Source organism: Stenotrophomonas sp. S49, assembly GCF_016624905.1.
Classification (GTDB): Bacteria; Pseudomonadota; Gammaproteobacteria; order Xanthomonadales; family Xanthomonadaceae; genus Stenotrophomonas.
The window spans coordinates 1-26,858 of sequence record NZ_JACVUD010000059.1 but is presented as its reverse complement, the minus strand read 5'-3'; the positions used below and the strand labels follow the sequence as shown (position 1 = coordinate 26,858).

Sequence of the window (26,858 nt, the reverse complement as noted above, 5' to 3'; positions counted from 1 at the left end):
GGACGCCGAGGTGGCCCTCGGCAGCCCCTGACAAGACAGTTGCTACTGCGGGGTCGGATCCGCCGGGGGTCGGAGCCCTTTCCGCCGGTAGAGTCGAGCTTGCTCGACTGCTCTTGCTGGCAAGGCCAAAAGCAGTCGAGCAAGCTCGACTCTACACGTCGGTTCCCGCAGGGCGTTACAGCAGCGGCACCAGCAGCAGCGCCACGATGTTGATGATCTTGATCAGCGGATTGATCGCCGGCCCGGCGGTGTCCTTGTACGGGTCGCCGACGGTATCGCCGGTCACCGCGGCCTTGTGCGCCTCGCTGCCCTTGCCGCCGAAGTGGCCATCCTCGATGTACTTCTTGGCGTTGTCCCAGGCACCGCCGCCGGTGGTCATCGAAATGGCCACGAACAGGCCGGTGACGATGGTGCCGATCAGCAGGCCACCCAGTGCGCGCGGCCCCAGCAGCAGGCCCACCACCACCGGCACGGCCACCGGCAGCAGCGAAGGCACGATCATTTCGCGGATGGCCGAGCGGGTCAGCATGTCCACGGCCTTGTCGTACTGCGGCTTGCCGGTGCCCTGCATGATGCCGGGGATCTCGCGGAACTGGCGCCGCACTTCCTCCACCACCGCACCGGCCGCACGACCGACCGCTTCCATCGCCATCGCGCCGAACAGGTAGGGAATCAGGCCACCGATCAGCAGGCCGATGATCACCGTGTGGTCACTGAGGTCGAAGCGGAACTCCTGGCCGGGGTTGGCCGCCTGCAGGTTGTGCGTGTAATCGGCGAACAGCACCAGCGCGGCTAGTGCGGCCGAGCCGATCGCATAGCCCTTGGTCACCGCCTTGGTGGTGTTGCCCACCGCATCGAGCGGGTCGGTGATGTCGCGGATGTCCGAGGGCAGCTCGGCCATCTCGGCGATGCCACCGGCGTTGTCGGTGATCGGTCCGTACGCATCCAACGCCACGATCATGCCGGCCATCGACAGCATCGCGGTGGCGGCGATGGCGATGCCGTACAGGCCGGCCAGCGCATACGCACCCCAGATCGCCGCACACACGGCCACCACCGGCAGGGCGGTGGACTTCATCGAGATGCCCAGGCCGGCGATGATGTTGGTGCCGTGGCCGGTGGTCGAGGCCTGCGCCACATGCTGCACCGGCTTGTACTGGGTGCCGGTGTAGTACTCGGTGATCCACACGATCAGGCCGGTCAGCACCAGGCCGATCAGCGCGCAGCCGTACAGGGCAATCGGCCCGTGCACGTTGTCGCTCATCAGCCCGGTGGTGATCGGATAGAAAGCGATGGCCGCCAGCACGCCGGACACGATCACGCCCTTGTACAGCGCGCCCATGATCGAGCCGCCTGGCTTCACCTTCACGAACAGCGCGCCGATGATCGAAGCGATGATCGACACGCCGCCCAGCACCAGCGGGTACAGCACCGCGTTGGCGCCGGCTTCGCTCAGCATCAGGCTGCCCAGCAGCATGGTGGCGATGACGGTGACCGCGTAGGTTTCGAACAGGTCGGCGGCCATGCCGGCGCAGTCGCCCACGTTGTCACCCACGTTGTCGGCGATCACCGCGGGGTTGCGCGGGTCATCCTCGGGAATGCCGGCTTCCACCTTGCCGACCAGATCGGCGCCGACGTCGGCGCCTTTGGTGAAGATGCCGCCGCCCAGCCGCGCGAAGATCGAGATGAGCGACGAGCCGAAGGCCAGGCCCACCAGCGCGTGCAGGGCCTGGTCCATCGGCAGCCCCAGCCGCAGCAGCAGCGCGTAGTAACCGGCCACGCCGAGCAGGCCCAGGCCGACCACCAGCATGCCGGTGATCGCGCCGCCACGGAACGCCACGTCCATCGCTGCGCTGATGCCGTGGCGCGCCGCTTCGGCCGTGCGCACGTTGGCCCGCACCGAGACATTCATGCCGATGTAGCCGGCCGCACCGGACAGGACCGCACCGACGGCAAAGCCGATGGCCGTGTACCAGCTCAGGAACACGCCCACCAGCACGAACAACACCACGCCGGCCACGCCGATGGTCAGGTACTGGCGGTTCAGATAGGCGCGCGCGCCTTCCTGGATCGCCGTTGCAATGGCGACCATGCGTTCGTTGCCGGTGGGTTGGCGCAGGATCCAGCGCGCCGAGACGATGCCAAACAGGATGGCGAGGACAGCGCAGCCCAGCGCCAATGACAGCCCATGACGTTCCAGCATTAGACCCCTCCGCAGATTGGATGATGAGCATCCAGTGGCGATGAACTTCACCACGAAGGGGACGACGGGCTGCAGCCTGGAACCAACCCGTGCCGACCATGGCGGTCGTCCAACGTATGGCGGTGTTCAGCATTCCCTGGTGCCCGCAGTATGCGTCCCACCTTCTGTAGAGTCGAGCCGCGCCGCATGACCCGTGGGCGCCCTTCAGATGAACGCATCGCCATGCGTGCGGAACCCGCCGCCGGGCCATGGTCATGCTTTGAGGGCCACAGACCCTTTGCACCCCGTTAAGCCACGCTCTGCAAGCCTGCGCACAGTCCCGTAGGAGAACTCCCATGCGCCTTCCCCTGTTGCTGATCGCCGTGCTGGCCCCTGCATTGCCGGCGCTGGCGGCCGAAACCCCGGAACTGCAGCGCGCCGTGGGTGCGCCGCAGGCGGTAGGCGCCACGCACACGCTGCGGCAGATTCCCGAAGCCTGCGCACGCCTGGAAGGCGCCTTCACCGGCCAGGCGGCCGAGCCGTACCGCTTCGCCGCAGTGCGCATCAGCGAACAGTGCCAGCCACGCGCGCGCTTCATCGATTACGCCAAGGCCCAACCCAGTGCAGACAAAGGCTGGAAGCTCAATGATGTAATCCGCGTGCCCAATGCCACCTGCCCGGCGCAGCAGGCCGTGGTGCGGGTGTGGCGCCTGCCGGTGAACAACACCCAGGCGCTGGATGGCCAGGGCCAGTCGCGCATCTATCTGGAAGAAGCGAAGAAGCAGGCGGCCGCCGGCAAGATCCCGCAGGTGACGATGTTCGCTGCGCAGCTGCAGATGGAAGGCAAGGCCTGCCCGTAGACCGCGGGGTCAGAGCCCGTTGCAGGCAAGGGGATCCGACCCCGGTTCGGTACCGGCTTCTAGCCTTCGAACGCGGGCAGCTTCTTCTTCACCGCCACGTTCTTCAGCGTTACGTACTTGGGCAGGCCATCGCTGCCATAGGGCAGCGGCGCTTCGCCCTTGATCAGCGGCGACAGGTAAGCGCGCGCCTTGGCGGTGATGCCGAAGCCATCGCGGCGGATGAAGCCGGCCGGCATCTTTTTCTCATGGTTGGCGATCTTCGACAGTGGTGCCGCTTCTATATTCCAGCGGTAGGGCGCATCGCTGCTGCGCACGATCACCGGCATCACCCCGTTCTGGCCCTTAAGCGCCAGCTGCACGGCCGCCTTGCCCACCGCTTGCGCCTGTTCCCAGTCGGTCTTGCTGGCCAGGTGGCGGGCCGAGCGCTGCAGGTAGTCGGGCAGTGCCCAGTGCACCTTCAGGCCCAGCTGGTCCTTCACCCGGCCCGCCAGGTGCGCGGCCACGCCGCCCAGCTGTGAATGCCCGAACGAATCCTTGCCGCCACCGGCATCGGCCACGAAGCGGCCGTCGGCGGTGGCGATGCCTTCGGAGGCCACCACCACGCAGTAGCCCACCCGTTCCACCACCGCCTTCACCTTGGCCAGGAACGCGGCCTCGTCGTAGGCGCGCTCGGGCAGCAGGATGATGTGCGGGGCTTCGTCCTCGCCATTGCCGGCCAGGCCGGCAGCGGCGGCCAGCCAGCCGGCATGGCGGCCCATCGCCTCGTAGATGAACACCCGGGTGGAGGTCTCGGCCATGGCCGCCACGTCCAGCGCCGCCTCGCGCACCGACACGGCGGTGTACTTGGCCGCCGAACCGAAGCCTGGGCAGGTATCAGTCACCGCCAGATCGTTGTCGATGGTCTTGGGCACGCCGATGCAGGTCAGGTCATAGCCCGACGCCTTGGCCAGCTGCGAAACCTTCAGCGCGGTGTCGGCCGAATCGTTGCCGCCGTTGTACAGGAACCAGCGCACATCGTGGGCTCGCAGCACCTCCAGCAGGCGGTCATAGCGGGCGCGGTCGGCGTCGAGGGATTTCAGCTTGAAGCGGCACGAGCCGAAGGCGCCGCCCGGGGTGTGGGCCAGCGCGCGGATGGCCGCGGCACTTTCCTTGCTGGTGTCGATCAGCTCTTCGCGCAGGGCACCGAGGATGCCGTTGCGCGCCGCCAGGACCTTGATGCCCTTGGCCCGGGCCTGCTCGATCACGGCCGCCGCCGAGGCATTGATGACGGCGGTGACGCCGCCAGACTGGGCGTAGAGGAGGGTGCCGTTGCGCATGCTTCTACCTGCTGGTACGAGTGGACATTGCAGGGACATTACCCGGATGCGGTAAAGTGGCGCTATTGCGGTGCAGCGATACCGGCCCGTCCGGTGCGCGAACCTTCTTTGTTTTCAACACGTTGGAGTCAGGTCAATGCGATTGGTTCTGTTGGGACCGCCCGGTTCGGGCAAGGGGACGCAGGCGACGCGCCTGAAGGAAAAGCTGGGCATCGCCCACATTTCGACCGGTGACATGCTGCGCGCTGAAATCGCCGCGGGCTCGGAACTGGGCAAGCAGGCCAAGGCGGTGATGGATGCCGGCAACCTGGTATCGGACGACATCCTGCTGGGCATGCTCGAGTCGCGCCTGACCCAGGCCGATGTCGCCAAGGGCTTCATCCTGGACGGCTACCCGCGCAACGTGGCCCAGGCCAATGCGATGGACGGCCTGCTGGCCAAGATCGGCAAGCCGCTGGACGCCGTGGTGCAGCTGGACGTGGCCACCGAGCTGCTGGTCGAGCGCATTGCCGGCCGTGCCCAGGAGCAGGGCCGCGCCGACGACAACCCCGAATCGGTGCGCCAGCGCCTGCAGGTCTACAACGACCAGACCGCCCCGGTGGTCGACTTCTACGCCGGCCGTGGCACCCTGGCCCGCGTCGATGGCGTGGGCGAGCTGGACGAGATCGAAGCCCGCATCCTGGCGGCGATCCAGCACTGAAACCGTCGGGCCGGCCATGCCGCCGGCCCCTTCGGGTACAAAAACACAGGCCTGATCCTTGCGGATCAGGCCTGTGTCGTTTCATAGGCGCCAGCGGAAGGCTTGCTCAAGGCCCCGCAGCATGAGCTCCCTTGGGGATGGCCTCTTGGGGAGTAGGACCGGTTCGGGTACTGCGGCTGGCGTACTGAATTGTGTACGGGTTCACATAACATCGCTATCAGGAATTCCCCGACAGACGATTGGACTTTTCTCATAGTGGATGTAGGACTTGTCTGACCCTGATGCTGACAATGGCCCGATACAGCCGTGATCGGTCACAATCCCCGCTCATGAGCAACGTACATATCCTTGCAATCGCCGGCACCTTCATGGGCGGCGTGGCCGCGCTGGCGCGGGAGCTGGGCCATGCGGTCAGCGGCAGCGACCAGGCCATCTACCCGCCCATGTCCACCCAGCTGGAACAGCTGGGCATCACCCTGGACCAGGGCTACCGGGCCGACAGCGTGCCTGCGGGCACCGACCAGGTCGTGGTGGGCAATGCCCTGTCGCGCGGCAACCCGGCCGTGGAAGCGGTGCTGGACCAGGGCCAGCGCTACATCTCCGGCGCGCAGTGGCTGGCCGAACAGGTGCTGCCGGGCCGCGACACCCTGGCCGTGGCCGGCACCCACGGCAAGACCACCACCACCACCATTCTCACCTGGCTGCTGGAAAGCGCCGGGCGCGCGCCGGGCTTCCTGATCGGCGGCGTTGCCGAAGATTTCGGCGTATCGGCGCGGGTAGGCCAGGGCCGCGAATTCGTGGTCGAGGCGGACGAGTACGACACCGCCTTCTTCGACAAGCGCAGCAAGTTCGTGCATTACCGGCCGCTGGTGGCGATCCTCAACAACCTTGAGTACGACCACGCCGACATCTTCCCCGACGTGGCCGCGATCCAGCGCCAGTTCCACCACCTGGTGCGCACCGTGCCCGCGCGCGGTCGCCTGATCGTGAACGGCGAGGACCGCTACCTGGCCGAAGTACTGGCGATGGGCTGCTGGACCCCGGTCGAGCGCTTCGGCTTCGACCCGTCGCTGGAATGGCATGCCGAACTGCTGGCCGCCGATGGCAGTGCCTTCCGCGTGCACCACTGCGGCCAAGCGCTGGGGGATGTGCACTGGTCGCTGCTGGGCCGCCACAACGTGCTCAACGGGCTGGCCGCGCTGGCCGCCGCGCATGCCGTGGGCGTGGCCCCGGCCGAGGTCATTCCGGCCCTGGCGCGCTTCAGCAGCGTCAAGCGCCGCATGGAAGTGATCGGCAGCTACGACGGCATCACCATCTACGACGATTTCGCCCACCACCCGACCGCGATCGCCACCACCCTTGAAGGCCTGCGCGCCAAGGTCGGCGATGCACGCATCGTGGTGGCCATGGAACCGCGCAGCAATTCGATGCGGCTGGGCGCCCATGCGCAGGCGCTGGCGCCGTCGCTGGCGCTGGCCGACGAAGTGGTGTTCCTGCACCGCCCGGAACTGGCCTGGGACGCCGCCGCGGTGATCGCCGCGGTGCGCGGCACCGCGCACGCGGTGCCCGATACCGACGCGCTGCTGGCCCGCCTGCAGGCCGACGTGCGCAGCGGCGACCACGTGGTGTTCATGTCCAACGGCGGCTTCGACGCCGCGCCGCGCCGGCTGCTGGCCGCGCTGCAGGGCCGATGAGCGCCGATACCGCGCTGCCGCTGTTCCCGCTGCACACCGCGCTGGTGCCGGGCGCGGTGCTGGGCCTGCGCGTGTTCGAACGGCGCTACCTGGACCTGGTGCGCGACTGTGGGCGCAGCGGCGAAGGCTTCGGCGTGTGCCTGATCCTGGACGGCCAGGAAGTGGGTGAGCCGGCCACCCCGGCCGCCTACGGCGTGCAGGTGCGCATCGAGGATTTCGACGTGGGCGCCGATGGCGTGCTGCAGCTGCGGCTGCGTGGCACCCGCCGCTTCCATGTCGAGCGCACGCGGGTGCGCGACAACGGCCTGGTGGTGGCCGACGTGCGCTGGTGCGACGAGGATCCCGACGACGAGCTGCGGCCGCAGCACGCGCTGCTGGCCACCGTGCTGGGGCACATCATCGAACAGGCCGGCGAGGCCTATGCGCCGGCCACGCCGGCGTTGCTTGACCAGGCCAGCTGGGTGGGCTGGCGCCTGGCCGAACTGTTGCCGCTGGCCGAACAGCAGCGCCTGCAGCTGCTGCAGCTGGACGACCCGCACCAGCGCCTGCAGCAGCTGCTGGGCTGGATGCCGTAACGCCCTGCATTTGGTAGGTGCGCACCTTGGTGCGCACGCTTTGCCATGCCCGGCGGCTCCATCACGGCTGCGTCTGCACCCTCAACACCGGCAGCCCGGTTTCGCTGTGCACGTCCTCGCGCTGCGGCAGGCCCTGCACGGCGTCCTTCACCGCGTTGAACGCCGGATCGACGCCGCGCACCGGGTGCCACATGCCGATCCACTCGAAGTGCCGTTCATAGCGCAGCGTCTGCGCACTGCCCAGCCACAGCGGCACCGCGCCGGGCTGCAGCTGCATCGGCGCCGGCCACAGGCGCAGCACGTAGCGCTCATCCGGGCGCGCGCCCTGGCGCACCATCAACAGCGCTTCCACCCGCGTATCCAGCGTGGCCGGCAGCACCGGCAGCTGCTCGGCACCGGTGTTCTTGTCCAGCATCAGCAGCGCTTCTTCCCAGCCGGCCTGGGCCTGCACCTGCCAGCCGCGGGCTTCAAGCTGGGCCTGCAGCGGTGCCAGCGGGCCAGCCACCTGCACATCCAGCGGCCAGCGCTGGTCATCGTCGAATTCATTGCGGCGCGCCGGCAGTGTCGCCCAGCTCTGTTGCCACCAGGCCTGCCGATCCATCGCCAGCGGTGCCGGCAGCGCCGGTTCAAAGCGCTGCAGCTTCACCGGAATATTGCGCGGCGCGTACCACATGGCTGCCAGCGCGAATACGCCATAGAACAGCCAGGCCACCGGCTTCACCCAGAACGAGCGGTTGAAGCGGCGGCGGTAGGCAATGCCCAGCACCAGCAGCCAGAACGTGCCGAACAACATGCCGCCGATCACATCGCTCAGCCAGTGCGCGCCCAGGTACAGGCGGGCAAAGCCGATCAGGCTGACCACGATGCCCGACACCAGGTAGGGCCACACGCGCGTGCGCCCGGGCATTTCGCGTGCGATCAGCACGGCGAAGAAGCCGAAGGTGATGGTGGCCATGGTGACCGACACCGACGGGAAGCCGAAGCCACTGCTGGCATCCAGCGGGCGCACCACGTCCACTGTGGCGCCAAGCAGCATGGTCAGGGCCAGGCCGAAGGCCAGCGCCGCCAGCCAGTGCGCGGCGGCCATCCAGCGCCGGCGCCACACCAGGTAGCCCATGCCGGCGGCGGTGGCCGGCAGCAGCACCTGCCAGGCACCCAGTGAAGCCAGTGCCGCCATCGGGTAGTCGGCCAACGGGTTGCGCAGCGCCAGCATGGCCTGGTGCACCCACAGATCGACGGCCAACGGTTCGCCATGCGCCACCACCACGGTCAACAGCGCGAACCAGCCCCAGCCCAGCACCAGCAGCATCAGCGCCAGCATGGCCAGCGGCACCGATTCGCGGCGCTTGGGGTCGAGCACGCCCACGGTGTAGCGGCCCAGGGTGGGGTGGCGGTTGGACCAGTCCAGCAGACGGGCCAGCCAGTGGTCCATGCGCGCGGCCGACCAGCGGTAGCCATACAGCACCAGCGCCCAGACCACGCCCATCAGCACCACCAGCAGGCCGATGACCACCACCAGCCGGCCGGCGACGGCGGCCACCGCGTCATAGGCTTCACCCAGCACCCAGCCGGGCGCCAGGAACAGCAGTGCCCAGGAAATGCTGGCGATGCCGCTGGCCTGCACGTAGCGGCTGGCCGGCATGTTCATCATGCCGGCGATGGCCGGCACGAACGGCCGGATCGCGCCGACGTAGCGGGCCACCAGGATGCTCTTGAACGCATTGCGGCGGAACAGGTTCTCGCCGCGATCCAGCAACTGTGGGTAGCGGCTGAAGGGCCACACGCCACGCAGGCGATCGCCCCAGCGGCGGCCGATCCAGTAGCTGATGCCGTCACCGGCGAAGGCGCCCAGTGCCGCCGCCGCCACCGCATACGGCCCTGAGATCTGCCCCAGGCCGATGAACACACCCACCGCGAACAGCAACGGCAGCGCCGGCACGATCGCGCCCAGAATGATGACCGCATCGCAGAAGGCGATCAGAAAAATGACCGCACCCGCCAATACGGGGTGAGCGGCAATCCACGCAAGCGTGGCGTCGATCCATGAAGAGTCCATTGCACGATTATAGAGGCGTGAAGGTGACTGGTTCCCAGCCGCTTGGTGACCGTTTGCAACCGGCGCCATCGCCTAGAATGGGCGCATGCCGCACTCGACCGACGCTCCAACGCATGCCCTGAAGGCCGACAGCTTCGGCCGCATCCTGCTTGTGCAGGGGCCGCAGGGCCCCTTCGTACGCCGCGACCTGGGCGCAACGCCGCTGTGGCTGCGCGTGCCGGCGTGGTGGCTGGCCCGCCGCGAAGCACGCGCGCTGCGACATATCGAGGGCATGGCCGACGTGCCGCAGCTGCTGGAGTGGGATGGCCGCCACCTCGACCGAAGCTTCATGGCTGGCGATGCCATGTACCAGCGCCCGCCGCGCGGCGATGTGGCCTGGTTCCGTGCCGCGCGCCGCCTGCTGCAGCAGCTGCACCAGCGCGGCGTGGCCCATAACGATCTGGCCAAGGAAGCGAACTGGCTGGTGACCCAGGACGGCCGCCCGGCGCTGATCGACTTCCAGCTGGCGGTGATCGGCCACCCACGCTCGCGCTGGATGCGCCTGCTGGCCCGCGAAGACCTGCGCCACCTGCTCAAGCACAAGCGCATGTACTGCCGCGAGTCGCTTACACCGGTGGAGAGGCGCGTGCTCAAGCGCACCTCGTGGGTACGCGAACTGTGGTTCGCCACCGGCAAGCCGGTCTACCGCTTCGTGACCCGCCGCATCCTGCATTGGGAAGACAACGAAGGGCAGGGGCCGAAGCCGTGACCGCCGCGCAGGTGGTGACCGCGCCGCCGAGTGTGGCCAGCGTGCTGCGCGCGCAGCTGCCCGGTGCCAGCTTCGTGCACGCCTGCCAGGCCCATACCCGTCGCAACGACCGCAGCGCGTTGCAGGCCTACCGCGATATGGCCACGACCATTCCCGGCTGGTTCGATGGCCTGATGGCGCTGCGCAACCGCGGCATGCGCCTGCTCGGCATGAAGGACCTGGGCTCGTTGCGCGCGGTGCAGGACACCCCCGCGCCGCGACCGGGCCAGCGGCTGGGCATCTTCACCCTGCAGTCGCTGGATGAGGATGCCATCGTGCTGGAAGACAACGACCGCCACCTGCGTGTGCAGCTGGCCCTGCAGTGGCACGATGATGTTCTGGAAGTGACCACCGTGGTGCATACCCACAATGCGTTTGGGCGGATCTACATGCTGCCGGTGGCGCCGGTGCATCGATGGATCGTGCCGCATCTGCTGAAGAACCAGGTGCAGTCGTACCGCTGATTCAATACCGCGCCGCCGGGCATGGCCAAGCGCTATCTGAAAGGTATGTTGCGGATCGGTAGCGCCGGGCCAAGCCCGGCGGCGCGCAGCGTTACGGCATCACGGCGCCGCCGGCACCACCTGCTGGCCGATGAAATTGCGCTTGCCGTCGAAGTCATAACCGATCTGCAGCTGGCCGACATCCGGGCAGGCATGGCAGTCGCGCAGCGGCGTGCGGTACAGCAGGCGGATGCCGCCGCCATCGAGCGGTGCCGTGCCTGCTGCCTGTGCGGGCGCGAACGGCGTGGCCTGCGGATGCGCGGCCAGCACCGCCTGTACCCCCGGGTCGGCGCGCAGGGTGTCGTCCAGCTGCACCGCGTCGACATCGATGCGCTTGCCGCCGGCATCCACCAGGCGCGTGCCCTCGTTGGTGTTGGCGCGGAACGGATACTCCACCGTGGCCACGCCCAGGCCATCGTGTTCATGCCAGGCCGTCACGTAGGCCAACTCGCCGCCGGTGGACAGCTGGTCTGCAGCGGCCACGGCATCGGCGCTGGCGCCGGCGGACTTCATCGTCTCGGCCAGGCACTCGCGCGTTGCGCTGTTCTCGCCCTGCCGGCATGCGTTGAGGTCGCCATCCCAGACCACCGACTCGCTCCAGCGCAGTGAGCCATCGGCGGCCTTGTTGGCGGCGGGCGCATCACCCGTGGCGGGTTCGGTGCCGGGTTCCGGCGCACGGCCCTGGCAGGCGGTGAGCAGGGCCAGGCCCAGGGCAGGCAGCAGCAGGCGGGAACGGCGCATGGCGTGTACCTCGTGCGTGTGACCGGGCCACTAGTATCGTCAACGCGCGGTGAACTCCGCGTCGGCGCGGCATACTAGCGGCTCATTGCATACGCTGGAGTGTGGAACGTGGGCAGTCTGCAGGGTAAAACCCTTTTCATCACCGGTGCCTCGCGTGGCATCGGCCTGGCCATCGCACTGCGCGCGGCGCGCGACGGCGCCAACGTGGCCATCGCCGCAAAATCGTCGGTGCCCAACCCGAAGCTGCCGGGCACCATCCACAGCGCCGCCGAAGCCGTGACCGCGGCCGGCGGCCAGGGCCTCGCCCTGAAGTGCGACATCCGCGAAGAGGACCAGGTGAAGGCGGCCGTGGCCGCGACGGTGGATACCTTCGGTGGCATCGACATCCTCATCAACAACGCCAGCGCGATCTGGCTGCGCGGCGCGCTGGATACGCCGATGAAGCGGTTCGACCTGATACAGCAGGTCAACTCGCGCGGCAGTTTCCTGTGCGCGCAGGCCTGCCTGCCGTACCTGCTGCAGGCGCCCAATCCGCACATCCTCACCCTTGCGCCGCCGCCCAGCCTGGAACCGAAGTGGTGGGGCCCGCATACCGGCTACACGCTGGCCAAGATGGGCATGAGCTTCGTCACCCTCGGCCTGGCTGCGGAGTTCGGCCCGCAGGGCGTGGCGGTCAACGCGCTGTGGCCGCGTACGGTCATCGCCACCGATGCGATCAACATGATCCCCGGTGTGGATGCGGCCGGCTGCCGCACGCCGCAGATCATGGCCGATGCCGCGCACGCGGTGCTGGTGCGCGAGGCCGCCGGTTTCCATGGCCGCTTCCTGATCGATGACGAGGTGTTGGGCGAAGCCGGGGTGACCGATCTGTCCGGGTACGCCGTGGACGCGTCGCGCCCGCTGCTGCCAGACCTGTTCCTGGATTGACTGCGGTAGAAGCACTGCCGGATTGAGTCGGCCATCACGGCGGGCTCGGCTAGAATACGCGGCTGTAATCGTTTTCAAGGAAGGTCCACATGCCCCGTATTCTTTCTTCCACCGTGCTGGCTGCTGCGCTCGCGCTTGCCTTGTCTGCCTGCGGCAATGCACCTGCCGGCGACCCGGCCTCGACGGGCTCGGCCGAGCAGCGCGGTGCGACGGCTGCCGTGGACGCGCAGCAGCAGTTGACCGCCAAGCTCAACGCCTACATCGGCTGTTTCAACGCACTGGATTCAAAAACGCATGACAGCATCCAGTCCTATACGCGTTGGATCAAGGATGTCGACGCAGGCCCGACCGGTCGCGAATCGAGCATGTACGGGCCCTTCGAGATTAGCGATTACGACATGAAGCAGTGCGACGCACCGGTGACGGAAGCGATCGCGGCCAAACCCGCACTGGCCGAGCTCGATGAGGTTGCCGGCCGCTACCAGCAGGCGCTGAAGGCGCTGGCGCCGGTCAGCAAGGAGGCCCACGACTACTACGAGCGGCAGGATTACGAAGACGACCAGTTTGCCAACGGCAAGCAGATGCACGGCCCGCTGATGGCCGCGTTCAAGCAGTTTGTCGCAGCGAGCCAGCAGTTCAACGCTGAACTCGAACGCCAGAACGATGCCGCGCAGCGCGAGCAGCTGAAGGTGCTGGAGCAGGCCGAAGGCCGCACCCGCGAATACTACCGCTTGGCGATGATGCTGGAAGCCAAGGCCATCGTGGAACTGATGACGCAGGATGCGTTCGACACGGCCAAGGCGCAGGACCGTCTGGACGCATTCAACCGCATTTCAGACGAAGCGCATGCCAAGGTGGCAGATCAGGAGCCCGGCAAATCCGATTGGGAAGGCTTCGAGCGCGAGGCGGAGAACTTCCGCCGCCAGGGCAAGGAACGACTGCAGCGTGTCAGCGAGAAGAGGGCCTACAGCCGGTTCGAGCGCGGCATGCTTGATTCGCCATCAATGGCGCCGCAAGGCTCGCCGGGCAAGCTGATGCAGGAATACAACGCGCTGGTCTTCCAGAGCAACCGCCAGTAATGCGCCCTGTCTTCTGCATGCAAGGTACCGAAGTGAACGCTTCTGTACGTGTACTGCCGGTGCTGCTGCTGCTGGGCGCCGTGGCCGGCCTGGCCGGTTGCAACAAGTCCACCGGCCTGTCGCTGGCCGATCCCAGCCTGGCCAAGGTCAACGCCTATATCGAGTGCTACAACGGCGTCGAGCAGCCCATCCACGAGGGCTTCGAGACGTACACCGGCTGGATCAAGGATGTCGAGGCCGGCCCGACCGGCAAGGAAGCGCAGCCTCGCTCGCCGGGCAAGGTGTTGTCGCACCGCGTGGAGTACTGCGGCCAGCCGCTGACCGACGCGCTGGCGATGACGCCGGCGATGCCGATGGATGCGCCGATGCGTGACTACCAGCAGGCATTCCAGGCCCTGTACGCGAAGATCGAGCAGGCCGATGGCTACTTCAGCCGCGAGGAGTTCCGTCGCGATGGCGGCGAAGGCATGCGCAGCCAGCACGCACCGCTGATGCAGGCCTACGCAGCCTTCTTCAAGGCCAGCGACGCACTGGACGTGGCGTTGGAAAAGAACGAGGAAGACCGCCGTGCCGCGCAGCTGAAGCAGATCGAAGCGAGCGAGGGCCGTTCGCCGGCGTACTACCACCTGCGCCTGGTCGGCGACGGCAAGCAGCTTGCGGTGGCCTTCCAGGAAGAAACGCCGGACGTCGCCGCGCTGCGCACGCGCCTGGCGGATTACGAGGCGCTGGTGAAGGAAATGCAGGCCGCCGGCATCGGCAAGGACGATCCGATGTGGGGCCATGTGCAGCGCTCGGCCGACATGCTGATCCGCAAGGCCGGCCGTGGCATCGAACGCATCGAGCAGGGCAAGCCGATCAGCGCCGAAGCCCTGGCCGCCGAGCGCAAGGCGTCGGGCAGCTGGCTCACCTCGGCCCCGGAAGGCGCGCAGTCGGACATCTTCGACGCGTACAACGACTTGGTGACCACCAGCAACCGCATGCATTGACGGGTGCATCCACGCATGGGGTGGATCTACTTGAAGGTATCCGGCAGGGCACTGCCGCAACGGCGGCAATGCCGCGCATCGGGTTCGTGGCCTTCCAGCCCGCAGTGCGGGCAGCCGCGAGCGTCGCGGCGCGCGGCCAGTTCGGCTTCGCGCATGCTGCTGGCCAGTTCGGCGGTGTAGATGCCGGTGGGCACGGCGATGATGCTGTAGCCGATCAGGATCAGCACGGAGGTGACGAAACGGCCCAGCACGGTCTGCGGCACGATGTCGCCGAAGCCGACCGTGGCCATGGTCACCACCGCCCAGTACATGCTGGCCGGGATGTTGCTGAAGCCGTGCTCGGGCCCTTCGATCACGTACATCAGGGTGCCCGCGATGATCGTGATGGTGATGACCGTGAACAGGAACAGCAGGATCTTGCGCCGGCTGCGCCACAGCGACTGCAGCAGGATGCCGCTTTCTTCGATGTAGCGGGTCAGCTTCAGGATGCGGAACACGCGCAGGATGCGCAGCGCACGCACCACCAGCAGGCTCTGCGCGCCGGGCACGAACAGCGACAGATAGGCGGGCAGGATCGACAGCAGGTCGATGATCCCCCAGATGCTGACCGCATAGCGCAGCGGGCGTTTCACCACCGCCAGGCGCAACAGGTACTCGATCGTGAACAGGGCGGTGAACACCCATTCGATCACGTACAGCCCATCGGCCCAGGCCACGTGCAGGTGCTGCACGCTGTCGATCATCACCACCAGGATGCTGGCGATGATCGCCACCACCAGGATCAGGTCGAAGTTGCGCGAGGGCCGGGTGTCGTGCCGGTAGATGATGTCGAACCAGGTGCGGCGCCAGCCGGACGCGGTGGCGGGGTTCAGTTGGGGGGCGGAAAACGGTCGCATCAGTGCATTGTGCCGCAGGGGCTGGGGGGCGAGAATGGGGGTTCCTGAATCCTGCCCACTGCCATGACCGCCGCTACCGATCCGCTGATCTCCCTTTCGCACTACTACCTGCCGGTCTACAAGCCCCGCCAGGTGGTGTTGGAGCGAGGCCAGGGCGCCCGCGTGTGGGACAGCCAGGGTCGTGAATTCATCGACCTGGCCGCCGGCATTGCCGTATGCGGTCTGGGCCATAACGACCCGGACCTGACCGCCGCCCTGGTGGAGCAGGCCAGCAAGCTCTGGCACACCAGCAACGTGTTCTACAGCGCACCGCCGCTGCACCTGGCCGAAGAGCTGGTGAAGGCCAGCCGCTTCGCCGAGCGCGTGTTCCTGTGCAATTCCGGCGCCGAAGCCAATGAAGTGGCGATCAAGATGGTGCGCAAGTGGGCGTCCAGCCAGGGTCGCCCGGCCGACAAGCGCGTCATCATCACCTTCCGCGGCAGCTTCCACGGCCGCACCCTGGGCGCGGTGACCGCCACTGCCCAGCCGAAGTACCAGGAAGGCTACGAGCCGCTGCCCGGTGGCTTCCGCTACATCGATTTCAACGATGAAGTGCAGCTGGAAACCGCGATGGCCGCCGGCGACGTGGCCGCGGTGATGCTCGAGCCGATCCAGGGCGAGGGCGGGGTGATGCCGGCCAAGTCCGGTTTCCTCAAGCGCGTGCGCGAGCTGTGCGACCAGCACAACGCCTTGCTGGTGCTGGACGAGATCCAGGCCGGCATGGGCCGCACCGGTACCCTGTTCGCGCATTGGCAGGACGATGTGGTGCCGGACATGGTCACCCTGGCCAAGGCGCTGGGTGGCGGCTTCCCGATCGGCGCCATGCTGGCCGGCCCGAAGGTGGCCGAAACCATGCAGTTCGGTGCCCACGGCACCACCTTCGGTGGCAACCCGCTGGCCGCTGCGGTGGCGCGGGTGGCGCTGCGCAAGCTGGGTTCGGCCGAGATCGCCGCCAACGTCAGCCGCCAGTCGAAGGCGCTGCGCGATGGGTTCGCCCGCATCAACGAGGAGTTCAACATCTTCAGCGATGTGCGCGGCCGTGGCCTGATGCTGGGCGCCGTGCTGAACAAGGATTTCGCCGGCCAGGCCGGTGCCATCCTGGACCACGCCGCCGACCAGGGCCTGCTGACCCTGCAGGCCGGCCCGGACGTGCTGCGCTTCGTGCCGTCGCTGAACATCACCGATGAAGAAGTGGCCGAAGGCCTGAAGCGCCTGCGCGCGGCCATCGCCGCGTTCGTCGCCGCGCGCTGATCGGGTAGCGCCGGGCCATGCCCGGCGAGCGCAGCGGTACAGGGACGCCGGGCATGGCCCGGCGCTACCTGACCTGGTAGCGCTTCAACACCTTCCCCAGCCCGCGCCCGTCGCGAACGGTTTCGGCATGCAGCCCGGCTGCGCGTGCGCCGCGCACGTTGACGAACAGGTCATCGACGAACAGCGTGTGGCCTGGATCGGCATCCAGCCGCTGCAATGCGCGCTTGAACACCGCCGGGTCCGGCTTGCGGCCGCCCAGCATGCCGCTGCACAGCACGCGCGGCTGCAGGCGCGCGTGCAGGTCCGGCAGCAGTTCCGGCAGCACCTGTGCCATCAGCGGCCCGTTATTGGTCAGCACCGCCAGCGGCAGGCCGTCGTCCAAGGCCAGCAAGCGCTGCACCACTGCCGCCTGCGGCCGGCACGCGGCCCGGCGTGCGGCGATCCAGGTCGGCACATCCACCGGGGCGCCCAGTGCGTGGCCGAGCTGTGCCAGATAGTCATCGGTGCTGACCTGTCCCGCGTCGTAGGCGGTTTCCAGCCCGCTATCGAACAACGCGGCCTGCACCTGCGCGGTACTGCGCTGCAAGGCCTGCGCCAGGTACAGCACGCGCTGCGCGCGCTGGTACTGCAGCAGCACGCCATCCACATCCAGCAGCAACAGTCGTATGTCCATGCCTGCAGCATGCCTGAGCCTGCGCACCGCATGCGACACCCTGTCGCAGCCAGTGGGCGCGGTCACTGCCTAGAATGAAGGCGACTTTGCAGGAGACGCATTGATGAAGCCTTGGGGCGTGGCAATTGGACTGGGTGCGCTGCTGTTCGCACCGGCGGCAATGGCGCGGGTGTGTGCGGTCAGCATCGACAGCACCGACCAGATGACCTTCAGCAGCCGGCAGATCAAGGTGGCTGCCGACTGCAGCGAAGTGGATCTGACCCTGCGCCACACCGGCAAGCTGGCGGCCACCGCCATGGGCCACAACTGGGTGCTGACCCGCACGGCCGATTACCAGCCGGTGGCCCTGGCTGGCATGCGCATGAGTCTGGCCGACAGCTACCTGCCCAAGGCCGACAAGCGGGTGCTGGCGCATACCAAGGTGATCGGTGGCGGCGAGACAACGCGCGTGCGGTTTTCCACCAAGGGCCTGCAGAAGGGCGGTGATTACACCTTCTTCTGCTCGTTCCCGGGGCACTTCGCGATGATGAAGGGCAGCTTCGTCTTCGGTTGATGCCGTTTGTAGAGTCGAGCCATGCTCGACTGCACGCGTGCCAACCAGGCCCAGGTAGATCCACGCCATGCGTGGATGGGTACCCAAGGGAGCCAACCAAGGTTGGCTCCCCCGGAGGCCGCTTACCCCTTGGCGGCCTTGAACGCCACGCGCGCGGCGGCCAGCGTCGCCTCGATCACCGCATCGTCGTGCGCGCTGGACATGAACCCGGCTTCGTACGCCGACGGCGCCAGGAATACGCCCTGGTCCAGCATGGCGTGGAAGAATCGGTTGAACGCCGGAATATCGCAGGCCGTGGCCTGGGCATAGGTCTCCACCTTTTCGCTGGTGAAGAACAGACCGAACATGGCGCCCACCTGGGTGGTGGTCACCGCCACGCCGGCTTCGGCGGCCGCTGCTTCCAGGCCGGCACACAGGCGCGCGGTGCGCTCGGCCAGGTCGGCATGGAAGCCCGGCTGCGATACCAGGTCGAGCATGGCCAGGCCGGCGGCCATCGCCACCGGATTGCCGCTGAGCGTGCCGGCCTGGTAGATCGGGCCGGCCGGTGCAATCTGCTGCATCAGGTCGCGGCGGCCACCATAGGCACCCACCGGCATGCCGCCGCCGATGATCTTGCCGAAGGTGGTCAGGTCCGGGGTGATGCCGTAGTGCGCCTGCGCGCCGCCCAGGGCCACGCGGAAACCGGTCATCACTTCATCGAAGATCAACAGCGCACCGTGCTGCGTGCACAGCGCGCGCAGGTGCTGCAGGTAGCCCTCGCGCGGCGGAATGCAGTTGGCGTTGCCCACCACCGGTTCGATGATGAGGCCGGCGATCTCGCTGCCCTGCGCCTCGAACAGCGCGGTGGCCGCTTCGAAATCGTTATAGGGCAGGGTCAGGGTCAGTTCGCTCAGGCCCGCCGGCACGCCCGGCGAGGTCGGCACGCCCAGGGTCAGCATGCCGCTGCCGGCCTTGACCAGGAACGAATCGCCATGGCCGTGGTAGCAGCCTTCGAACTTCACGATGCGGTTGCGGCCGGTGGCGCCGCGCGCCAGGCGGATGGCCGACAGCGTGGCTTCGGTGCCCGAATTGACCATGCGCACCATTTCGCACGACGGCACCAGCCGGGTGATGGTCTCGGCCATGGCCACTTCGGCCGCGCACGGCGCGCCGAAGGACAGGCCGTTGTCGATCGCCCGCTTCACCGCCTGGCGCACGGCCGGGTGGTTGTGGCCGACGATCATCGGGCCCCACGAGCCCACGTAGTCGATGTAGCGGTTGCCGTCCACGTCGTACAGGTAGGCGCCGTCGGCGCGTTCGACGAAGAACGGTTCACCGCCCACCGACTTGAACGCGCGCACCGGCGAATTGACGCCGCCCGGCAGCAGTTGCTGGGCGCGGGAGAACAGGGCGTGGGACTGGTCGTGGTTCATGGGGCTTTCCTGGGCATTACGCGAACTGGGCGAGGAAGGCGCGCTGGGTCGCGACCGGGTCCGGTGCGGCATAGATGCCGCTGACCACGGCCACCAGGTCGGCGCCGGCGTCGATGATGGGACCCACATTGTCCGGGGTCAGGCCACCAATGGCCACCCGCGGCACGCCCAGTGCGGCGGTTTGCCGCAGCAGGTCGGTGTGGGCGCGGCTGTTGGTGATTTTGGTGGTGGTGGGGAAGAAGGCGCCGAAGGCCACGTAGCTGGCGCCGGCGGCCACGGCCTTTTCGGCGTTGGCCACCTGGTCATAGCAGGACGCACCGATGATGGCGGCCGGGCCGAGCAGGGCACGCGCGCTGGGAATGTCACCGTCGGTGCCGCCCAGGTGCACGCCGGCCGCGCCCACGGCCCGGGCCAGCGCCGGGTCGTCGTTGATGATCAGCGGCACGCCGTGTCCGGCGCACAGCGCCTGCAGGGCGGTGGCCTGTTCCAGGCGCAGCGCATCACTGGCGGTCTTGTTGCGGTACTGCAGCCAGGTGGCGCCGGCGGCCAGCAGCGGCGCGGTGCGTGCCAGCAGGCGCGCAGTATCGGCCTCGTCCGGGGTGATCAGGTAGACGCCGCGGGGCGCCGGGGAAGCTGCGTTCATGGATGGCTACCGGTAGAAGGGCCGCGGTGGGACAATGACGGCCAGTGAATCCAGCGTTGATTATCCGATGAGCGATGCCACCCCCACCACCTTGCGCACCTGGATGTGCGTGGTCTGCGGCTTCATCTACCATGAGGCGGACGGGCTGCCGGAGGAGGGCATTGCCCCGGGCACGCGCTGGCAGGACATTCCCGAGACCTGGACCTGCCCCGATTGCGGGGTGACCAAGGACGATTTCGAGATGGTCGAGATCGATTGAATACAGGGGCCGCCGGGCATGGCCCGGCGCTACCGGTCAATGCAACCGCGGCATCGGCCCGCCCAGGTCGATCAGCTTCTCGCGCAGCCACTGCGCATCGCTGGCGTCCGGGTTGCGCTTCAGGTACTGCCCCAGGTCATGCCGGGCGCCGGCCAGGTACTCCAGCTGCAGATAGGCCAGGCCACGGTCGCGCAGGGCATCGTCCTGTTCCGGGGCCAGTTTCAGCAGGCGGTCGGCACTGCGCGCGGCACGGTCCCATTCGCCGGCTTCGGCATAGACGCCATGCAGGTTGCGCAGCATGCGGATCAGGATCGCCCGGCTCGGCGCCGGATCCAGGATCTGCGCCAGCACCTGGTCGTCCGGTGCCTGCCCGCCCAGGTGTGACTTGGCGCGTTCGCGCAGCTCGTCCACGTCCAGCGGGCGACCGCCATTGAACGGGTCCATCACCAGCACCCCGTCGTCCACGGGCAGGCGCACCAGGAAATGGCCGGGGAAGGACACCCCGTCCAGCGGAATGCCCAGCCGCCGGGCCACTTCCATCTGCACCAGGGCCAGCGAGATGGGATTGCCCAGGCGCCGTTCGAACACCTGGTTGAGGTAGCTGTTGCGGGGGTCGTAGTACTGCTGGTGGTCGCCGCTGTAACCCAGCTCGTCGAACAGGTGGCGGTTCACCGCAGCCATCTTCATCGGCCAGCGCTCGATCGTGTCCACTTCGGCGCGCAGGTGATCGACATGGCTCTGCACCAGCGCCTCGTACACGCCGGGTTGAAGATCGGGGTATTCATCGCGCGCGATCAGCAGCGCGGTCGGCAACAGTGGCAGCGCCTCGTCATCGAGGTCGGCCAGTGCATCCCAGTCGGGGAGTGTGATCCGGTCCTGCATGGCCACAGACTGGCGGCAATCGCAGGCGGTTTCAAGCGGTGCGGCGTGAATTCCGCCTGTCGTTGTTCCCCATCCACGCATGGCGTGGATCTACCATCAGATATCGAAATCAATCTGGGGTCGGAGCCCGTTGCGCAGCAACGGGGTCCGACCCCGCGCCGTTCCAACAGATCGCGGCCAACCGTCGAAGGCGGGGTGGGTCCGGTGGCGGGGGTGTCCGCGGCATGGATGCCGCGGCCAAGGCTACAGGGACGTACTTGCGCCGTCCCCCGCCACCGGACCCACCCCGCCATCCCTCGAAATGCACGAATTTGACGTTGACGTTGACGTTGATGTTGATTCGGCGGGTGCCGGGCGCAGCCCGGCCGTCCCTCAGTTCTCGATGCCCGGGCCGAAGGTCAGTGCGGTGCCGTCCTTCAGCTTCAGCTTTTCCGCCTGGCCCGCATTGAGCTCCAGCACGTAGCGGGCCGGGCCGCTGCTGGGGTAGGGCGGGCAGCGGTCGCCGGCCGAGCAGGGCGGTACATCGCGCTGCTGGCTGACCAGCCGGCGCTGGCTGTCGAAGTACAGGATGTCCAGCGCGATCCGGGTGTTCTTCATCCAGTACGCCTGCATCTCCTCCTGCTCGTGCACGAACAGCATGCCGTGGTCGGCCGGCATCTGGTCGCGGAACATCAGGCCGCGGGCGCGGGTGTCATCGTTGGTGGCCAGCTCGACCTTGTAACGGGCACCGTCCAGCTCCACCCAGTGGCGGGCGGCATCGGTGGCACAGCCGGTCAGGGCCAGCAGGGGAAACATCAGCAGCGAACGCAACAGCGACATCGTCAGGGTCCTTCGCAGGGGTCAGAGCACGACCGGCGGTTCACCGCCGACAATCACCACATCGGCGCGGCGGCGCGCGAACAGGCCCACGCAGACCACGCCCGGCAGCTGGTTCAGCTCGCGCTCCAGCTTTTCCGGGTCGGTGATCTGCAGGTTGTGGATGTCCAGGATCTGGTTGCCGTTGTCGGTCACCACACCCTCGCGCCAGGTCGGCTGGCCGCCGGTCATGTCGCGGATCTGTCGGGCCACCAGGCTGCGCGCCATCGGAATCACTTCCACCGGCAGCGGGAAGTTGCCCAGCACCGGCACCTGCTTGCTGGGATCGACGATGCAGACGAAACGCTCGCTGGCCTCGGCGATGATCTTTTCGCGGGTCAGCGCCGCGCCACCGCCCTTGATCAGGCACTTGCCCGGATCGCACTCATCGGCGCCGTCCACGTACAGCGACAGGTTGCCGGTGTGGTTCAGCTCGATCACCTCGATGCCGTGCTGCTTCAGGCGCGCGGTGCTCTGTTCCGAACTGGACACCGCGCCCTTGATGCGGTGCTGGATGCGGGCCAGCGCATCGATGAAGTAGGCCACGGTGGAACCGGTGCCGACCCCGACGATCATGCCGTCTTCGACGTATTCGATGGCTTTTTCAGCGGCCAGGCGCTTGGCTTCGGACATGGGAAAACTCTCAGGCAGGGAATCAGGATTTCTTTTCCAGCGACAGCAGCAGCTTCCACTGCGGGGCCGTCACCGGGAACACCGACAGGCGGTTGCCCTTGGCAACCAGCGGGAAGCCTTCGCCAAGTTCGTCGGCGTGCAGCTTGATCTCGTCCAGCGCGATCACCTGCGGCAGCTTGCGGTCGAAGGCCACGTCCACCAGCATCCAGCGCGGGTTCTCGCGCGTGCTCTTGGGGTCGTGGTAGTCCGATTCCGGGTCGAACTGGGTGTCGTCCGGGTAGGCCGGGCTGGCCACCGTGGCCAGGCCGACGATGCCGGGCACCTTGGTATTGGAGTGGTAGAACAGGATGCCGTCACCAACCTGCATGCCATCGCGCATGAAGTTGCGCGCCTGGTAGTTGCGCACGCCGTTCCAGGGCTCGACCTTCACCTTGGCCAGGTCATCGATGGAAAAAGCGTCCGGTTCGGACTTCATCAGCCAATAGCGCTTGCGGGCGGTCATGCGTTCACGGGGGCAGCGGAGGGGAACAGGGTGCCGTCTTCGGTGCAGATCGCATCCACCGGCACGTCCCACGACGCCACCGGCAAGGACTCGACCTGCTGCGCAGCGAACGCGGCACCCACCAGCCAGGGCGGTGCCGGCCGGTCGTGGCGGAAGGCGAAGCTGCGATCATACCAGCCGCCCCCCATGCCCAGCCGCCGGCACTGCGCGTCGAAGCCCACCAGCGGGGTGACCACCAGCGCCATCTGGCTGGCGTCCAGGGTGTCGGCCACGGCCACATCGGGCTCGGGAATGCCGTAGCGGTTGCTGGTCAAGGGCTGGCCCGGCCGCCACGGCGCAAAGCGCAGCACATCGCCGGCCAGCACCGGCAGGCAATAGGCCACGGTGTCAGGCAACTGAAGTTGCCAGCGGTGCAGGGCGATCTCGCCATCCAGCGCCCAGTAGCCGGCCACGGCGCCTTCGCGCGGGGCGAACGGCAGGGCCAGCAGGGCGTCGGCCAGCGATTCGGCAGCCGCAATGCGGATGGGCGCGGAAAGTGCGCGGCGGCGTTGCCGCAGGTCGTGGCGCAGGGCCTGGCGCGGGTCGGTCATGGCAGGTGGCGGCAGGAAACAGCGGCCATTGTGCCGGAAAGAACAAGGGCGACGCCCGAAGACGCCGCCCTTGCTGGAATATTGCATTCTCCGCAATGTCGATGCATGCGAAACGACCTTGAACCCGGGGGCTCAAGTGGGAACGCTGGAGAACCATCGGGCTTCCCGCTACAAGGCGGACCTGCACTCCCGGCGCTGTCGCGCTCCCGGTGTCGTTCTTAAGGGACAAGGCGAATGTTTGCACATGCCGTCGAGTACCGCAGAGAACGCGTGGCCATTATAGCCAGCGAGTACGATGTGGATAGGCCGTTCGTCGGCAACAGTCCGTGCCAATTCAGATATGAGAAGACGCGTTGTGCGCGTTGCTCACACGCTGCTATCGATCGCGCGGTCCAGGCGCCGGTTCAGATCGGCCAGGGTCTGCTGCAGGGCCACCGCCTGGCGCGCGTTCTCGTCGCGCAGCAGTTGCAGCTCGTGGGCCAGGTTCAGTGCGGCCAGCACCGCCACCCGATCGACGGCGGCCATGCGGTTGCTGCCGCGGATTTCGCGCATGCGCGCATCCAGCAGGCGCGCGGCGGCCATCAGGCTGTCGCGTTCATCGCCGCCCACGCCCACGGTGTATTCACGATCGAGGATGCGGACACTGACCGGTTCTGCGCTCATGTGTGCTGCTCCAGGGATTTGAGCCGGCTGATCATCGCTTCCACCCGCGAGCGGGCCTGTTCGTTCTTGGCCAGCAGGGTGGACCGCTCGGCCACCAGCTGTTCCTGCTGGTGGCGCAGGCTGCGGTTCTCCTCGGCCAGGCGCTGGTTGCGCTCCAGCAGCGCTTCCACGCGGGCGGCAAAAGCCTGCAGCTGGGCAAGGGGGTCGGCGGGTTCCATGCCGCACGATAGGCAAGCCGGGTAAGGGCGGTCAAGCGTTGTCGCAGCAGGGCCGGACTGCCACGAGGACGACCCGGTTGGGTTGCTACACTACAAGGCTCACGGGCGCGCGCGTGCGCGCCCCGGGTTTCCCTTACGAACGAGCCGCACGATGACCGAACTTCCCTCCGTCGACGACGTTTCCCGCGCCAGCCAGGAACTGGGCCTGGGCGCCACCGCTGCCGAGCTGCATGGCGGCCTGTGCGGCTGGCTGGCGGCCGGCGGCGCCCCCGGCAACGACTGGCTGGCCCGCGTGCTGGCCGACGACAACCTGGCCCCGGTCGCCCCCGGCAGCGCGCTGGCGCAGCTGCTGGAAGCCACCATCAAGCAGCTGGAAGACCGTGATTTCGCCTTCGAGCTGCTGCTGACCGACAGCGACGACGTGGCCGCGCAGGCCGATGCCATGTTCAGCTGGACCCGCTCGTTCCTGGGCGGCTTCGGCCTGGGCAGCGGCGGCCGCCGTCCCACCCTGTCCGAAGAGGGCGAGGAAGCCCTGACCGACATGGCCAGCCTGGCGCGTGCCTCCAGCGAGGATTTCGAGGCCGGCGGCGAGGACGATGACGAGGCGCTGTCGGAAATCGAGGAATTCATCCGCGTGGCGGTGCTGCTGCTGCACGGCGATGTGGTGCTGGCCGCGCGCCACCGCCAGCGCCTGAACTGATGGATATCAAGCAGCGCACCGGCATTGCCGCCGGCGAGTACAAGCGCCGCCGCCGCCAGCTGATGGACATGGCCGGCGACGATGCAATCCTGGTCCTGCCGGCGGCCTCGGAGAAGGTGCGCAGCCTGGATACCCATTTTCCGTTCCGCCAGGATTCGGATTTCCAGTACCTGAGCGGCTTCCCGGAACCAGAGGCCGTGCTGGTGCTGATTCCCGGCCGCCGCCACGGCGAGGCCATCCTGTTCTGCCGCGAGCGCGATGCCGAGCGCGAAGCGTGGGATGGCAGCCGCGCGGGCCAGGACGGGGCGGTGGCGCACTACGGCATGGACGATGCCTACCCGATCGATGATCTGGACGACATCCTGCCCGGCCTGCTGGAAGGGCGCTCGCGCGTCTATTACCACTTCGGCCGCGAAGCGGATTTCGACCTGAAGCTGATCGGCTGGGTGAACCGCGTGCGGTCGCAGGTACGCCACGGCGCGCAGCCGCCGCACGAGTTCCTGGAGCTGGGCCACCTGCTGCACGAGCAGCGCCTGTTCAAATCCGGTGCCGAAGTGGCGTTGATGCAGCATGCCGCGCAGATCAGCGTACGTGCGCACCTGGCGGCCATGCACGCGGCCAAGGCGGGCATCCACGAATACGAACTGCAGGCCGAACTGGAGCGGGTGTTCCGCGCCAGCGATGCTGTTCCCGCGTACTGCAGCATTGTCGGTGCCGGTCGCAACGGCTGCATCCTGCATTACCGCGACAACAACGCGCGCTCGCGCGACGGCGAACTGGTGCTGATCGATGCAGGCGCCGAATACCGCGGCTACGCCAGCGACATCACCCGCACCTTCCCGGTGAACGGCCGCTTCACTGCCGAACAGCGCGCGCTGCACGATCTGGTGGGCCAGGCGCAGGCCGCCGCCATGGCGCAGGCGCGCCCGGGCGTGGCCTACGAGACCGGCCATCTGGCCGCCGTGCAGACCCTGACCGAGGGCCTGCTGAGGCTGGGCCTGCTGAAGGGCACGCTGGAAAAGAACCTGGCCGAAGGGCTGTACCAGCGCTTCTACCGGCACAAGACCGGGCACTGGATCGGCCTGGACGTACACGATGTGGGCGACTACCGGCTGGCCGGCGAATCGCGCCTGCTGGAACCGGGCATGGCCTTCACCATCGAGCCGGGCCTGTACATCGGCGTGGACGACACCACCGTGGAACCGCGCTGGCGCGGTATCGGCATCCGCACCGAGGATGACGTGCTGATCACCGACGACGGCCATCGCGTGCTGACCGAAGGCCTGGCGCGCAGCGCCGACGAGATCGAAGCGGTGATGGCGGGTTGAGCCGGTCTGGGTAGAGTCGAGCTTGCTCGACTGAAGCAACGGCAACGTCAACGTCAGAACCGTGCATTCCGTGGGATGGCGGGGCGGTGTGGGTGATCAGGACACGCCGTAAACCCATCCATGGGGGCTCGATGGCGCCATCCATGGCGCCAACGGTCCTGCCCACCCACACCGCCCCACCTCTGACAGATTCCGGCGATCTGGTAGATCCACGCCATGCGTGGATGAATCTCAATCGGAATCGAAGAATTCGAATTGAATTCGAAAAGCATCCACGCATGGCGTGGATCTACTGTCCACCGGCCAACTGTCGAAGGCGGGGTGGGTCCGGTTGCGGGGGCGTGAGCGCCATGGA

Annotated in this window: 29 protein-coding genes and 1 other RNA gene; 14 read left to right on the top strand and 16 right to left on the bottom strand. The window is 67.6% G+C overall.

All coding sequences use genetic code 11. The annotated features are described in order from the left end of the window. Positions 1–175 precede the first annotated feature (175 nt). Positions 176–2,203 carry a sodium-translocating pyrophosphatase gene (locus IAE58_RS13270; RefSeq protein WP_199934123.1) on the bottom strand — a complete coding sequence of 676 codons (2,028 nt, stop codon included), beginning with the start codon at positions 2,201–2,203 and terminating at the stop codon, positions 176–178. A 335-nt stretch (positions 2,204–2,538) separates the two neighbouring features. Here IAE58_RS13270 and IAE58_RS13265 point away from each other — a divergent pair, with 335 nt between their 5' ends. Next, positions 2,539–3,042 (top strand): hypothetical protein, encoded by a 504-nt coding sequence (locus IAE58_RS13265; RefSeq protein WP_199934124.1) that lies wholly within the window; start codon positions 2,539–2,541, stop codon positions 3,040–3,042. A gap of 59 nt (positions 3,043–3,101) precedes the next feature. Here the strand turns inward: IAE58_RS13265 and IAE58_RS13260 are convergent, their stop codons facing one another. Further along, entirely contained in the window at positions 3,102–4,358 is a 1,257-nt protein-coding gene (locus IAE58_RS13260; protein ID WP_199934125.1) for a 6-phosphofructokinase, read from the bottom strand. Between the two features lie 136 nt (positions 4,359–4,494). Between IAE58_RS13260 and IAE58_RS13255 the strand changes: the two genes are divergently transcribed. The 3 genes from IAE58_RS13255 to IAE58_RS13245 all read left to right on the top strand — a co-directional run bounded on the left by IAE58_RS13255 (position 4,495) and on the right by IAE58_RS13245 (position 7,327). Beyond that, on the top strand, positions 4,495–5,058 hold the full coding sequence (locus IAE58_RS13255; RefSeq protein WP_108750628.1) for an adenylate kinase: 564 nt from the start codon (positions 4,495–4,497) through the stop codon (positions 5,056–5,058). Positions 5,059–5,387: 329 nt separating this feature from the next. Beyond that, on the top strand, positions 5,388–6,752 hold the full coding sequence (gene mpl / locus IAE58_RS13250; RefSeq protein ID WP_199934126.1) for a UDP-N-acetylmuramate:L-alanyl-gamma-D-glutamyl-meso-diaminopimelate ligase: 1,365 nt from the start codon (positions 5,388–5,390) through the stop codon (positions 6,750–6,752). Next, positions 6,749–7,327 (top strand): LON peptidase substrate-binding domain-containing protein, encoded by a 579-nt coding sequence (locus IAE58_RS13245; RefSeq protein WP_108750630.1) that lies wholly within the window; start codon positions 6,749–6,751, stop codon positions 7,325–7,327. Before mpl ends, IAE58_RS13245 begins: the two co-directional genes overlap by 4 nt. A gap of 61 nt (positions 7,328–7,388) precedes the next feature. Here the strand turns inward: IAE58_RS13245 and IAE58_RS13240 are convergent, their stop codons facing one another. Then, positions 7,389–9,383, bottom strand: a complete 1,995-nt coding sequence (locus tag IAE58_RS13240; protein WP_199934127.1) for a bifunctional DedA family/phosphatase PAP2 family protein — start codon at positions 9,381–9,383, stop codon at positions 7,389–7,391. An 85-nt stretch (positions 9,384–9,468) separates the two neighbouring features. On the opposite strand from IAE58_RS13240, the gene IAE58_RS13235 reads away from it, so the two are divergent. Then, positions 9,469–10,131, top strand: a complete 663-nt coding sequence (locus IAE58_RS13235; RefSeq protein ID WP_199934128.1) for a serine/threonine-protein kinase — start codon at positions 9,469–9,471, stop codon at positions 10,129–10,131. Beyond that, entirely contained in the window at positions 10,128–10,634 is a 507-nt protein-coding gene (locus IAE58_RS13230; protein WP_199934129.1) for a DUF2867 domain-containing protein, read from the top strand. Before IAE58_RS13235 ends, IAE58_RS13230 begins: the two co-directional genes overlap by 4 nt. Before the next feature lie 99 nt (positions 10,635–10,733). On the opposite strand, the gene IAE58_RS13225 is transcribed toward IAE58_RS13230, so the two are convergent. Then, complete coding sequence (locus tag IAE58_RS13225) at positions 10,734–11,414, bottom strand: hypothetical protein (RefSeq protein ID WP_199934130.1); 681 nt, start codon at positions 11,412–11,414, stop codon at positions 10,734–10,736. A gap of 108 nt (positions 11,415–11,522) precedes the next feature. On the opposite strand from IAE58_RS13225, the gene IAE58_RS13220 reads away from it, so the two are divergent. The 3 genes from IAE58_RS13220 (at position 11,523) to IAE58_RS13210 (ending at position 14,406) form a co-directional block, all read left to right on the top strand. Beyond that, positions 11,523–12,341: an NAD(P)-dependent oxidoreductase gene (locus IAE58_RS13220; RefSeq protein WP_199934131.1), complete on the top strand. Its 819-nt coding sequence runs from the start codon at positions 11,523–11,525 to the stop codon at positions 12,339–12,341. Positions 12,342–12,430: 89 nt separating this feature from the next. Further along, on the top strand, positions 12,431–13,420 hold the full coding sequence (locus IAE58_RS13215) for a YiiG family protein (RefSeq protein ID WP_199934132.1): 990 nt from the start codon (positions 12,431–12,433) through the stop codon (positions 13,418–13,420). 32 nt (positions 13,421–13,452) lie between these two features. Continuing rightward, positions 13,453–14,406 (top strand): YiiG family protein, encoded by a 954-nt coding sequence (locus tag IAE58_RS13210; RefSeq protein WP_325166856.1) that lies wholly within the window; start codon positions 13,453–13,455, stop codon positions 14,404–14,406. Positions 14,407–14,432: 26 nt separating this feature from the next. Here IAE58_RS13210 and IAE58_RS13205 read toward each other — a convergent pair whose 3' ends face one another. Then, positions 14,433–15,302, bottom strand: a complete 870-nt coding sequence (locus tag IAE58_RS13205; protein ID WP_199934134.1) for an ion transporter — start codon at positions 15,300–15,302, stop codon at positions 14,433–14,435. A 63-nt stretch (positions 15,303–15,365) separates the two neighbouring features. Between IAE58_RS13205 and IAE58_RS13200 the strand changes: the two genes are divergently transcribed. Further along, a complete protein-coding gene (locus IAE58_RS13200) occupies positions 15,366–16,592 on the top strand; it encodes an acetylornithine transaminase (RefSeq protein WP_108750997.1) in 1,227 nt (408 codons plus the stop codon). 64 nt (positions 16,593–16,656) lie between these two features. Here the strand turns inward: IAE58_RS13200 and IAE58_RS13195 are convergent, their stop codons facing one another. Continuing rightward, positions 16,657–17,265, bottom strand: a complete 609-nt coding sequence (locus IAE58_RS13195; RefSeq protein WP_199934135.1) for an HAD-IA family hydrolase — start codon at positions 17,263–17,265, stop codon at positions 16,657–16,659. 103 nt (positions 17,266–17,368) lie between these two features. Between IAE58_RS13195 and azu the strand changes: the two genes are divergently transcribed. Further along, a complete protein-coding gene (azu, locus tag IAE58_RS13190) occupies positions 17,369–17,818 on the top strand; it encodes an azurin (RefSeq protein WP_199934136.1) in 450 nt (149 codons plus the stop codon). Positions 17,819–17,940: 122 nt separating this feature from the next. Here azu and hemL read toward each other — a convergent pair whose 3' ends face one another. Together hemL and thiE are read right to left on the bottom strand one after the other, a co-directional pair. Next, the gene (hemL, locus tag IAE58_RS13185) at positions 17,941–19,230 is read right to left on the bottom strand and encodes a glutamate-1-semialdehyde 2,1-aminomutase (protein ID WP_199934137.1); all 1,290 of its coding nucleotides are present in this window, start codon (positions 19,228–19,230) and stop codon (positions 17,941–17,943) included. A 16-nt stretch (positions 19,231–19,246) separates the two neighbouring features. Continuing rightward, on the bottom strand, positions 19,247–19,873 hold the full coding sequence (thiE, locus tag IAE58_RS13180) for a thiamine phosphate synthase (RefSeq protein WP_199934138.1): 627 nt from the start codon (positions 19,871–19,873) through the stop codon (positions 19,247–19,249). A 34-nt stretch (positions 19,874–19,907) separates the two neighbouring features. Here thiE and IAE58_RS13175 point away from each other — a divergent pair, with 34 nt between their 5' ends. Next, positions 19,908–20,132 carry a rubredoxin gene (locus IAE58_RS13175; protein ID WP_199934139.1) on the top strand — a complete coding sequence of 75 codons (225 nt, stop codon included), beginning with the start codon at positions 19,908–19,910 and terminating at the stop codon, positions 20,130–20,132. A gap of 36 nt (positions 20,133–20,168) precedes the next feature. On the opposite strand, the gene IAE58_RS13170 is transcribed toward IAE58_RS13175, so the two are convergent. The 8 genes from IAE58_RS13170 to IAE58_RS13135 form a co-directional block, all read right to left on the bottom strand. Further along, positions 20,169–21,014, bottom strand: coding sequence for a SirB1 family protein (locus IAE58_RS13170; protein WP_108757070.1), 846 nt, complete (start codon positions 21,012–21,014; stop codon positions 20,169–20,171). A gap of 372 nt (positions 21,015–21,386) precedes the next feature. Beyond that, entirely contained in the window at positions 21,387–21,833 is a 447-nt protein-coding gene (locus IAE58_RS13165) for a DUF192 domain-containing protein (RefSeq protein ID WP_199934723.1), read from the bottom strand. A 21-nt stretch (positions 21,834–21,854) separates the two neighbouring features. Beyond that, positions 21,855–22,502 (bottom strand): ribose-5-phosphate isomerase RpiA, encoded by a 648-nt coding sequence (rpiA, locus tag IAE58_RS13160; protein WP_108754044.1) that lies wholly within the window; start codon positions 22,500–22,502, stop codon positions 21,855–21,857. 22 nt (positions 22,503–22,524) lie between these two features. Continuing rightward, positions 22,525–23,004 carry an EVE domain-containing protein gene (locus IAE58_RS13155; RefSeq protein WP_108754043.1) on the bottom strand — a complete coding sequence of 160 codons (480 nt, stop codon included), beginning with the start codon at positions 23,002–23,004 and terminating at the stop codon, positions 22,525–22,527. Continuing rightward, a complete protein-coding gene (locus tag IAE58_RS13150) occupies positions 23,001–23,594 on the bottom strand; it encodes a 5-formyltetrahydrofolate cyclo-ligase (protein WP_108754042.1) in 594 nt (197 codons plus the stop codon). The genes IAE58_RS13155 and IAE58_RS13150 overlap by 4 nt, the downstream gene beginning before the upstream one ends. Positions 23,595–23,677: 83 nt before the next feature. After that, positions 23,678–23,863: non-coding RNA, 6S RNA (gene ssrS / locus IAE58_RS13145), on the bottom strand. Positions 23,864–23,960: 97 nt separating this feature from the next. Beyond that, positions 23,961–24,257 carry a cell division protein ZapA gene (locus IAE58_RS13140; protein ID WP_108750986.1) on the bottom strand — a complete coding sequence of 99 codons (297 nt, stop codon included), beginning with the start codon at positions 24,255–24,257 and terminating at the stop codon, positions 23,961–23,963. After that, the gene (locus IAE58_RS13135; protein WP_079223080.1) at positions 24,254–24,475 is read right to left on the bottom strand and encodes a TIGR02449 family protein; all 222 of its coding nucleotides are present in this window, start codon (positions 24,473–24,475) and stop codon (positions 24,254–24,256) included. Before IAE58_RS13135 ends, IAE58_RS13140 begins: the two co-directional genes overlap by 4 nt. Before the next feature lie 151 nt (positions 24,476–24,626). Here IAE58_RS13135 and IAE58_RS13130 point away from each other — a divergent pair, with 151 nt between their 5' ends. After that, positions 24,627–25,175: a UPF0149 family protein gene (locus IAE58_RS13130; protein ID WP_199934724.1), complete on the top strand. Its 549-nt coding sequence runs from the start codon at positions 24,627–24,629 to the stop codon at positions 25,173–25,175. A 5-nt stretch (positions 25,176–25,180) separates the two neighbouring features. Continuing rightward, positions 25,181–26,503 carry an aminopeptidase P N-terminal domain-containing protein gene (locus IAE58_RS13125; protein WP_108757791.1) on the top strand — a complete coding sequence of 441 codons (1,323 nt, stop codon included), beginning with the start codon at positions 25,181–25,183 and terminating at the stop codon, positions 26,501–26,503. Positions 26,504–26,858: the final 355 nt, after the last annotated feature.

What these genes read in the sequence shown, in the direction of transcription:
- IAE58_RS13270 (WP_199934123.1), bottom strand. Translation starts at nt 2,203, where the DNA reads ATGCTGGAACGTCATGGGCTGTCATTGGCGCTGGGCTGCGCTGTCCTC.
- rpiA (WP_108754044.1), bottom strand. Translation starts at nt 22,502, where the DNA reads ATGTCCGAAGCCAAGCGCCTGGCCGCTGAAAAAGCCATCGAATACGTC.
- IAE58_RS13165 (WP_199934723.1), bottom strand. Translation starts at nt 21,833, where the DNA reads ATGTCGCTGTTGCGTTCGCTGCTGATGTTTCCCCTGCTGGCCCTGACC.
- IAE58_RS13245 (WP_108750630.1), top strand. Translation starts at nt 6,749, where the DNA reads ATGAGCGCCGATACCGCGCTGCCGCTGTTCCCGCTGCACACCGCGCTG.
- hemL (WP_199934137.1), bottom strand. Translation starts at nt 19,230, where the DNA reads ATGAACCACGACCAGTCCCACGCCCTGTTCTCCCGCGCCCAGCAACTG.
- IAE58_RS13260 (WP_199934125.1), bottom strand. Translation starts at nt 4,358, where the DNA reads ATGCGCAACGGCACCCTCCTCTACGCCCAGTCTGGCGGCGTCACCGCC.
- IAE58_RS13225 (WP_199934130.1), bottom strand. Translation starts at nt 11,414, where the DNA reads ATGCGCCGTTCCCGCCTGCTGCTGCCTGCCCTGGGCCTGGCCCTGCTC.
- thiE (WP_199934138.1), bottom strand. Translation starts at nt 19,873, where the DNA reads ATGAACGCAGCTTCCCCGGCGCCCCGCGGCGTCTACCTGATCACCCCG.
- IAE58_RS13240 (WP_199934127.1), bottom strand. Translation starts at nt 9,383, where the DNA reads ATGGACTCTTCATGGATCGACGCCACGCTTGCGTGGATTGCCGCTCAC.
- IAE58_RS13195 (WP_199934135.1), bottom strand. Translation starts at nt 17,265, where the DNA reads ATGGACATACGACTGTTGCTGCTGGATGTGGATGGCGTGCTGCTGCAG.
- IAE58_RS13265 (WP_199934124.1), top strand. Translation starts at nt 2,539, where the DNA reads ATGCGCCTTCCCCTGTTGCTGATCGCCGTGCTGGCCCCTGCATTGCCG.
- IAE58_RS13170 (WP_108757070.1), bottom strand. Translation starts at nt 21,014, where the DNA reads ATGCAGGACCGGATCACACTCCCCGACTGGGATGCACTGGCCGACCTC.
- IAE58_RS13140 (WP_108750986.1), bottom strand. Translation starts at nt 24,257, where the DNA reads ATGAGCGCAGAACCGGTCAGTGTCCGCATCCTCGATCGTGAATACACC.
- IAE58_RS13235 (WP_199934128.1), top strand. Translation starts at nt 9,469, where the DNA reads ATGCCGCACTCGACCGACGCTCCAACGCATGCCCTGAAGGCCGACAGC.
- IAE58_RS13255 (WP_108750628.1), top strand. Translation starts at nt 4,495, where the DNA reads ATGCGATTGGTTCTGTTGGGACCGCCCGGTTCGGGCAAGGGGACGCAG.
- IAE58_RS13175 (WP_199934139.1), top strand. Translation starts at nt 19,908, where the DNA reads ATGACGGCCAGTGAATCCAGCGTTGATTATCCGATGAGCGATGCCACC.
- IAE58_RS13135 (WP_079223080.1), bottom strand. Translation starts at nt 24,475, where the DNA reads ATGGAACCCGCCGACCCCCTTGCCCAGCTGCAGGCTTTTGCCGCCCGC.
- mpl (WP_199934126.1), top strand. Translation starts at nt 5,388, where the DNA reads ATGAGCAACGTACATATCCTTGCAATCGCCGGCACCTTCATGGGCGGC.
- IAE58_RS13205 (WP_199934134.1), bottom strand. Translation starts at nt 15,302, where the DNA reads ATGCGACCGTTTTCCGCCCCCCAACTGAACCCCGCCACCGCGTCCGGC.
- IAE58_RS13150 (WP_108754042.1), bottom strand. Translation starts at nt 23,594, where the DNA reads ATGACCGACCCGCGCCAGGCCCTGCGCCACGACCTGCGGCAACGCCGC.
- IAE58_RS13200 (WP_108750997.1), top strand. Translation starts at nt 15,366, where the DNA reads ATGACCGCCGCTACCGATCCGCTGATCTCCCTTTCGCACTACTACCTG.
- IAE58_RS13130 (WP_199934724.1), top strand. Translation starts at nt 24,627, where the DNA reads ATGACCGAACTTCCCTCCGTCGACGACGTTTCCCGCGCCAGCCAGGAA.
- IAE58_RS13215 (WP_199934132.1), top strand. Translation starts at nt 12,431, where the DNA reads ATGCCCCGTATTCTTTCTTCCACCGTGCTGGCTGCTGCGCTCGCGCTT.
- azu (WP_199934136.1), top strand. Translation starts at nt 17,369, where the DNA reads ATGAAGCCTTGGGGCGTGGCAATTGGACTGGGTGCGCTGCTGTTCGCA.
- IAE58_RS13155 (WP_108754043.1), bottom strand. Translation starts at nt 23,004, where the DNA reads ATGACCGCCCGCAAGCGCTATTGGCTGATGAAGTCCGAACCGGACGCT.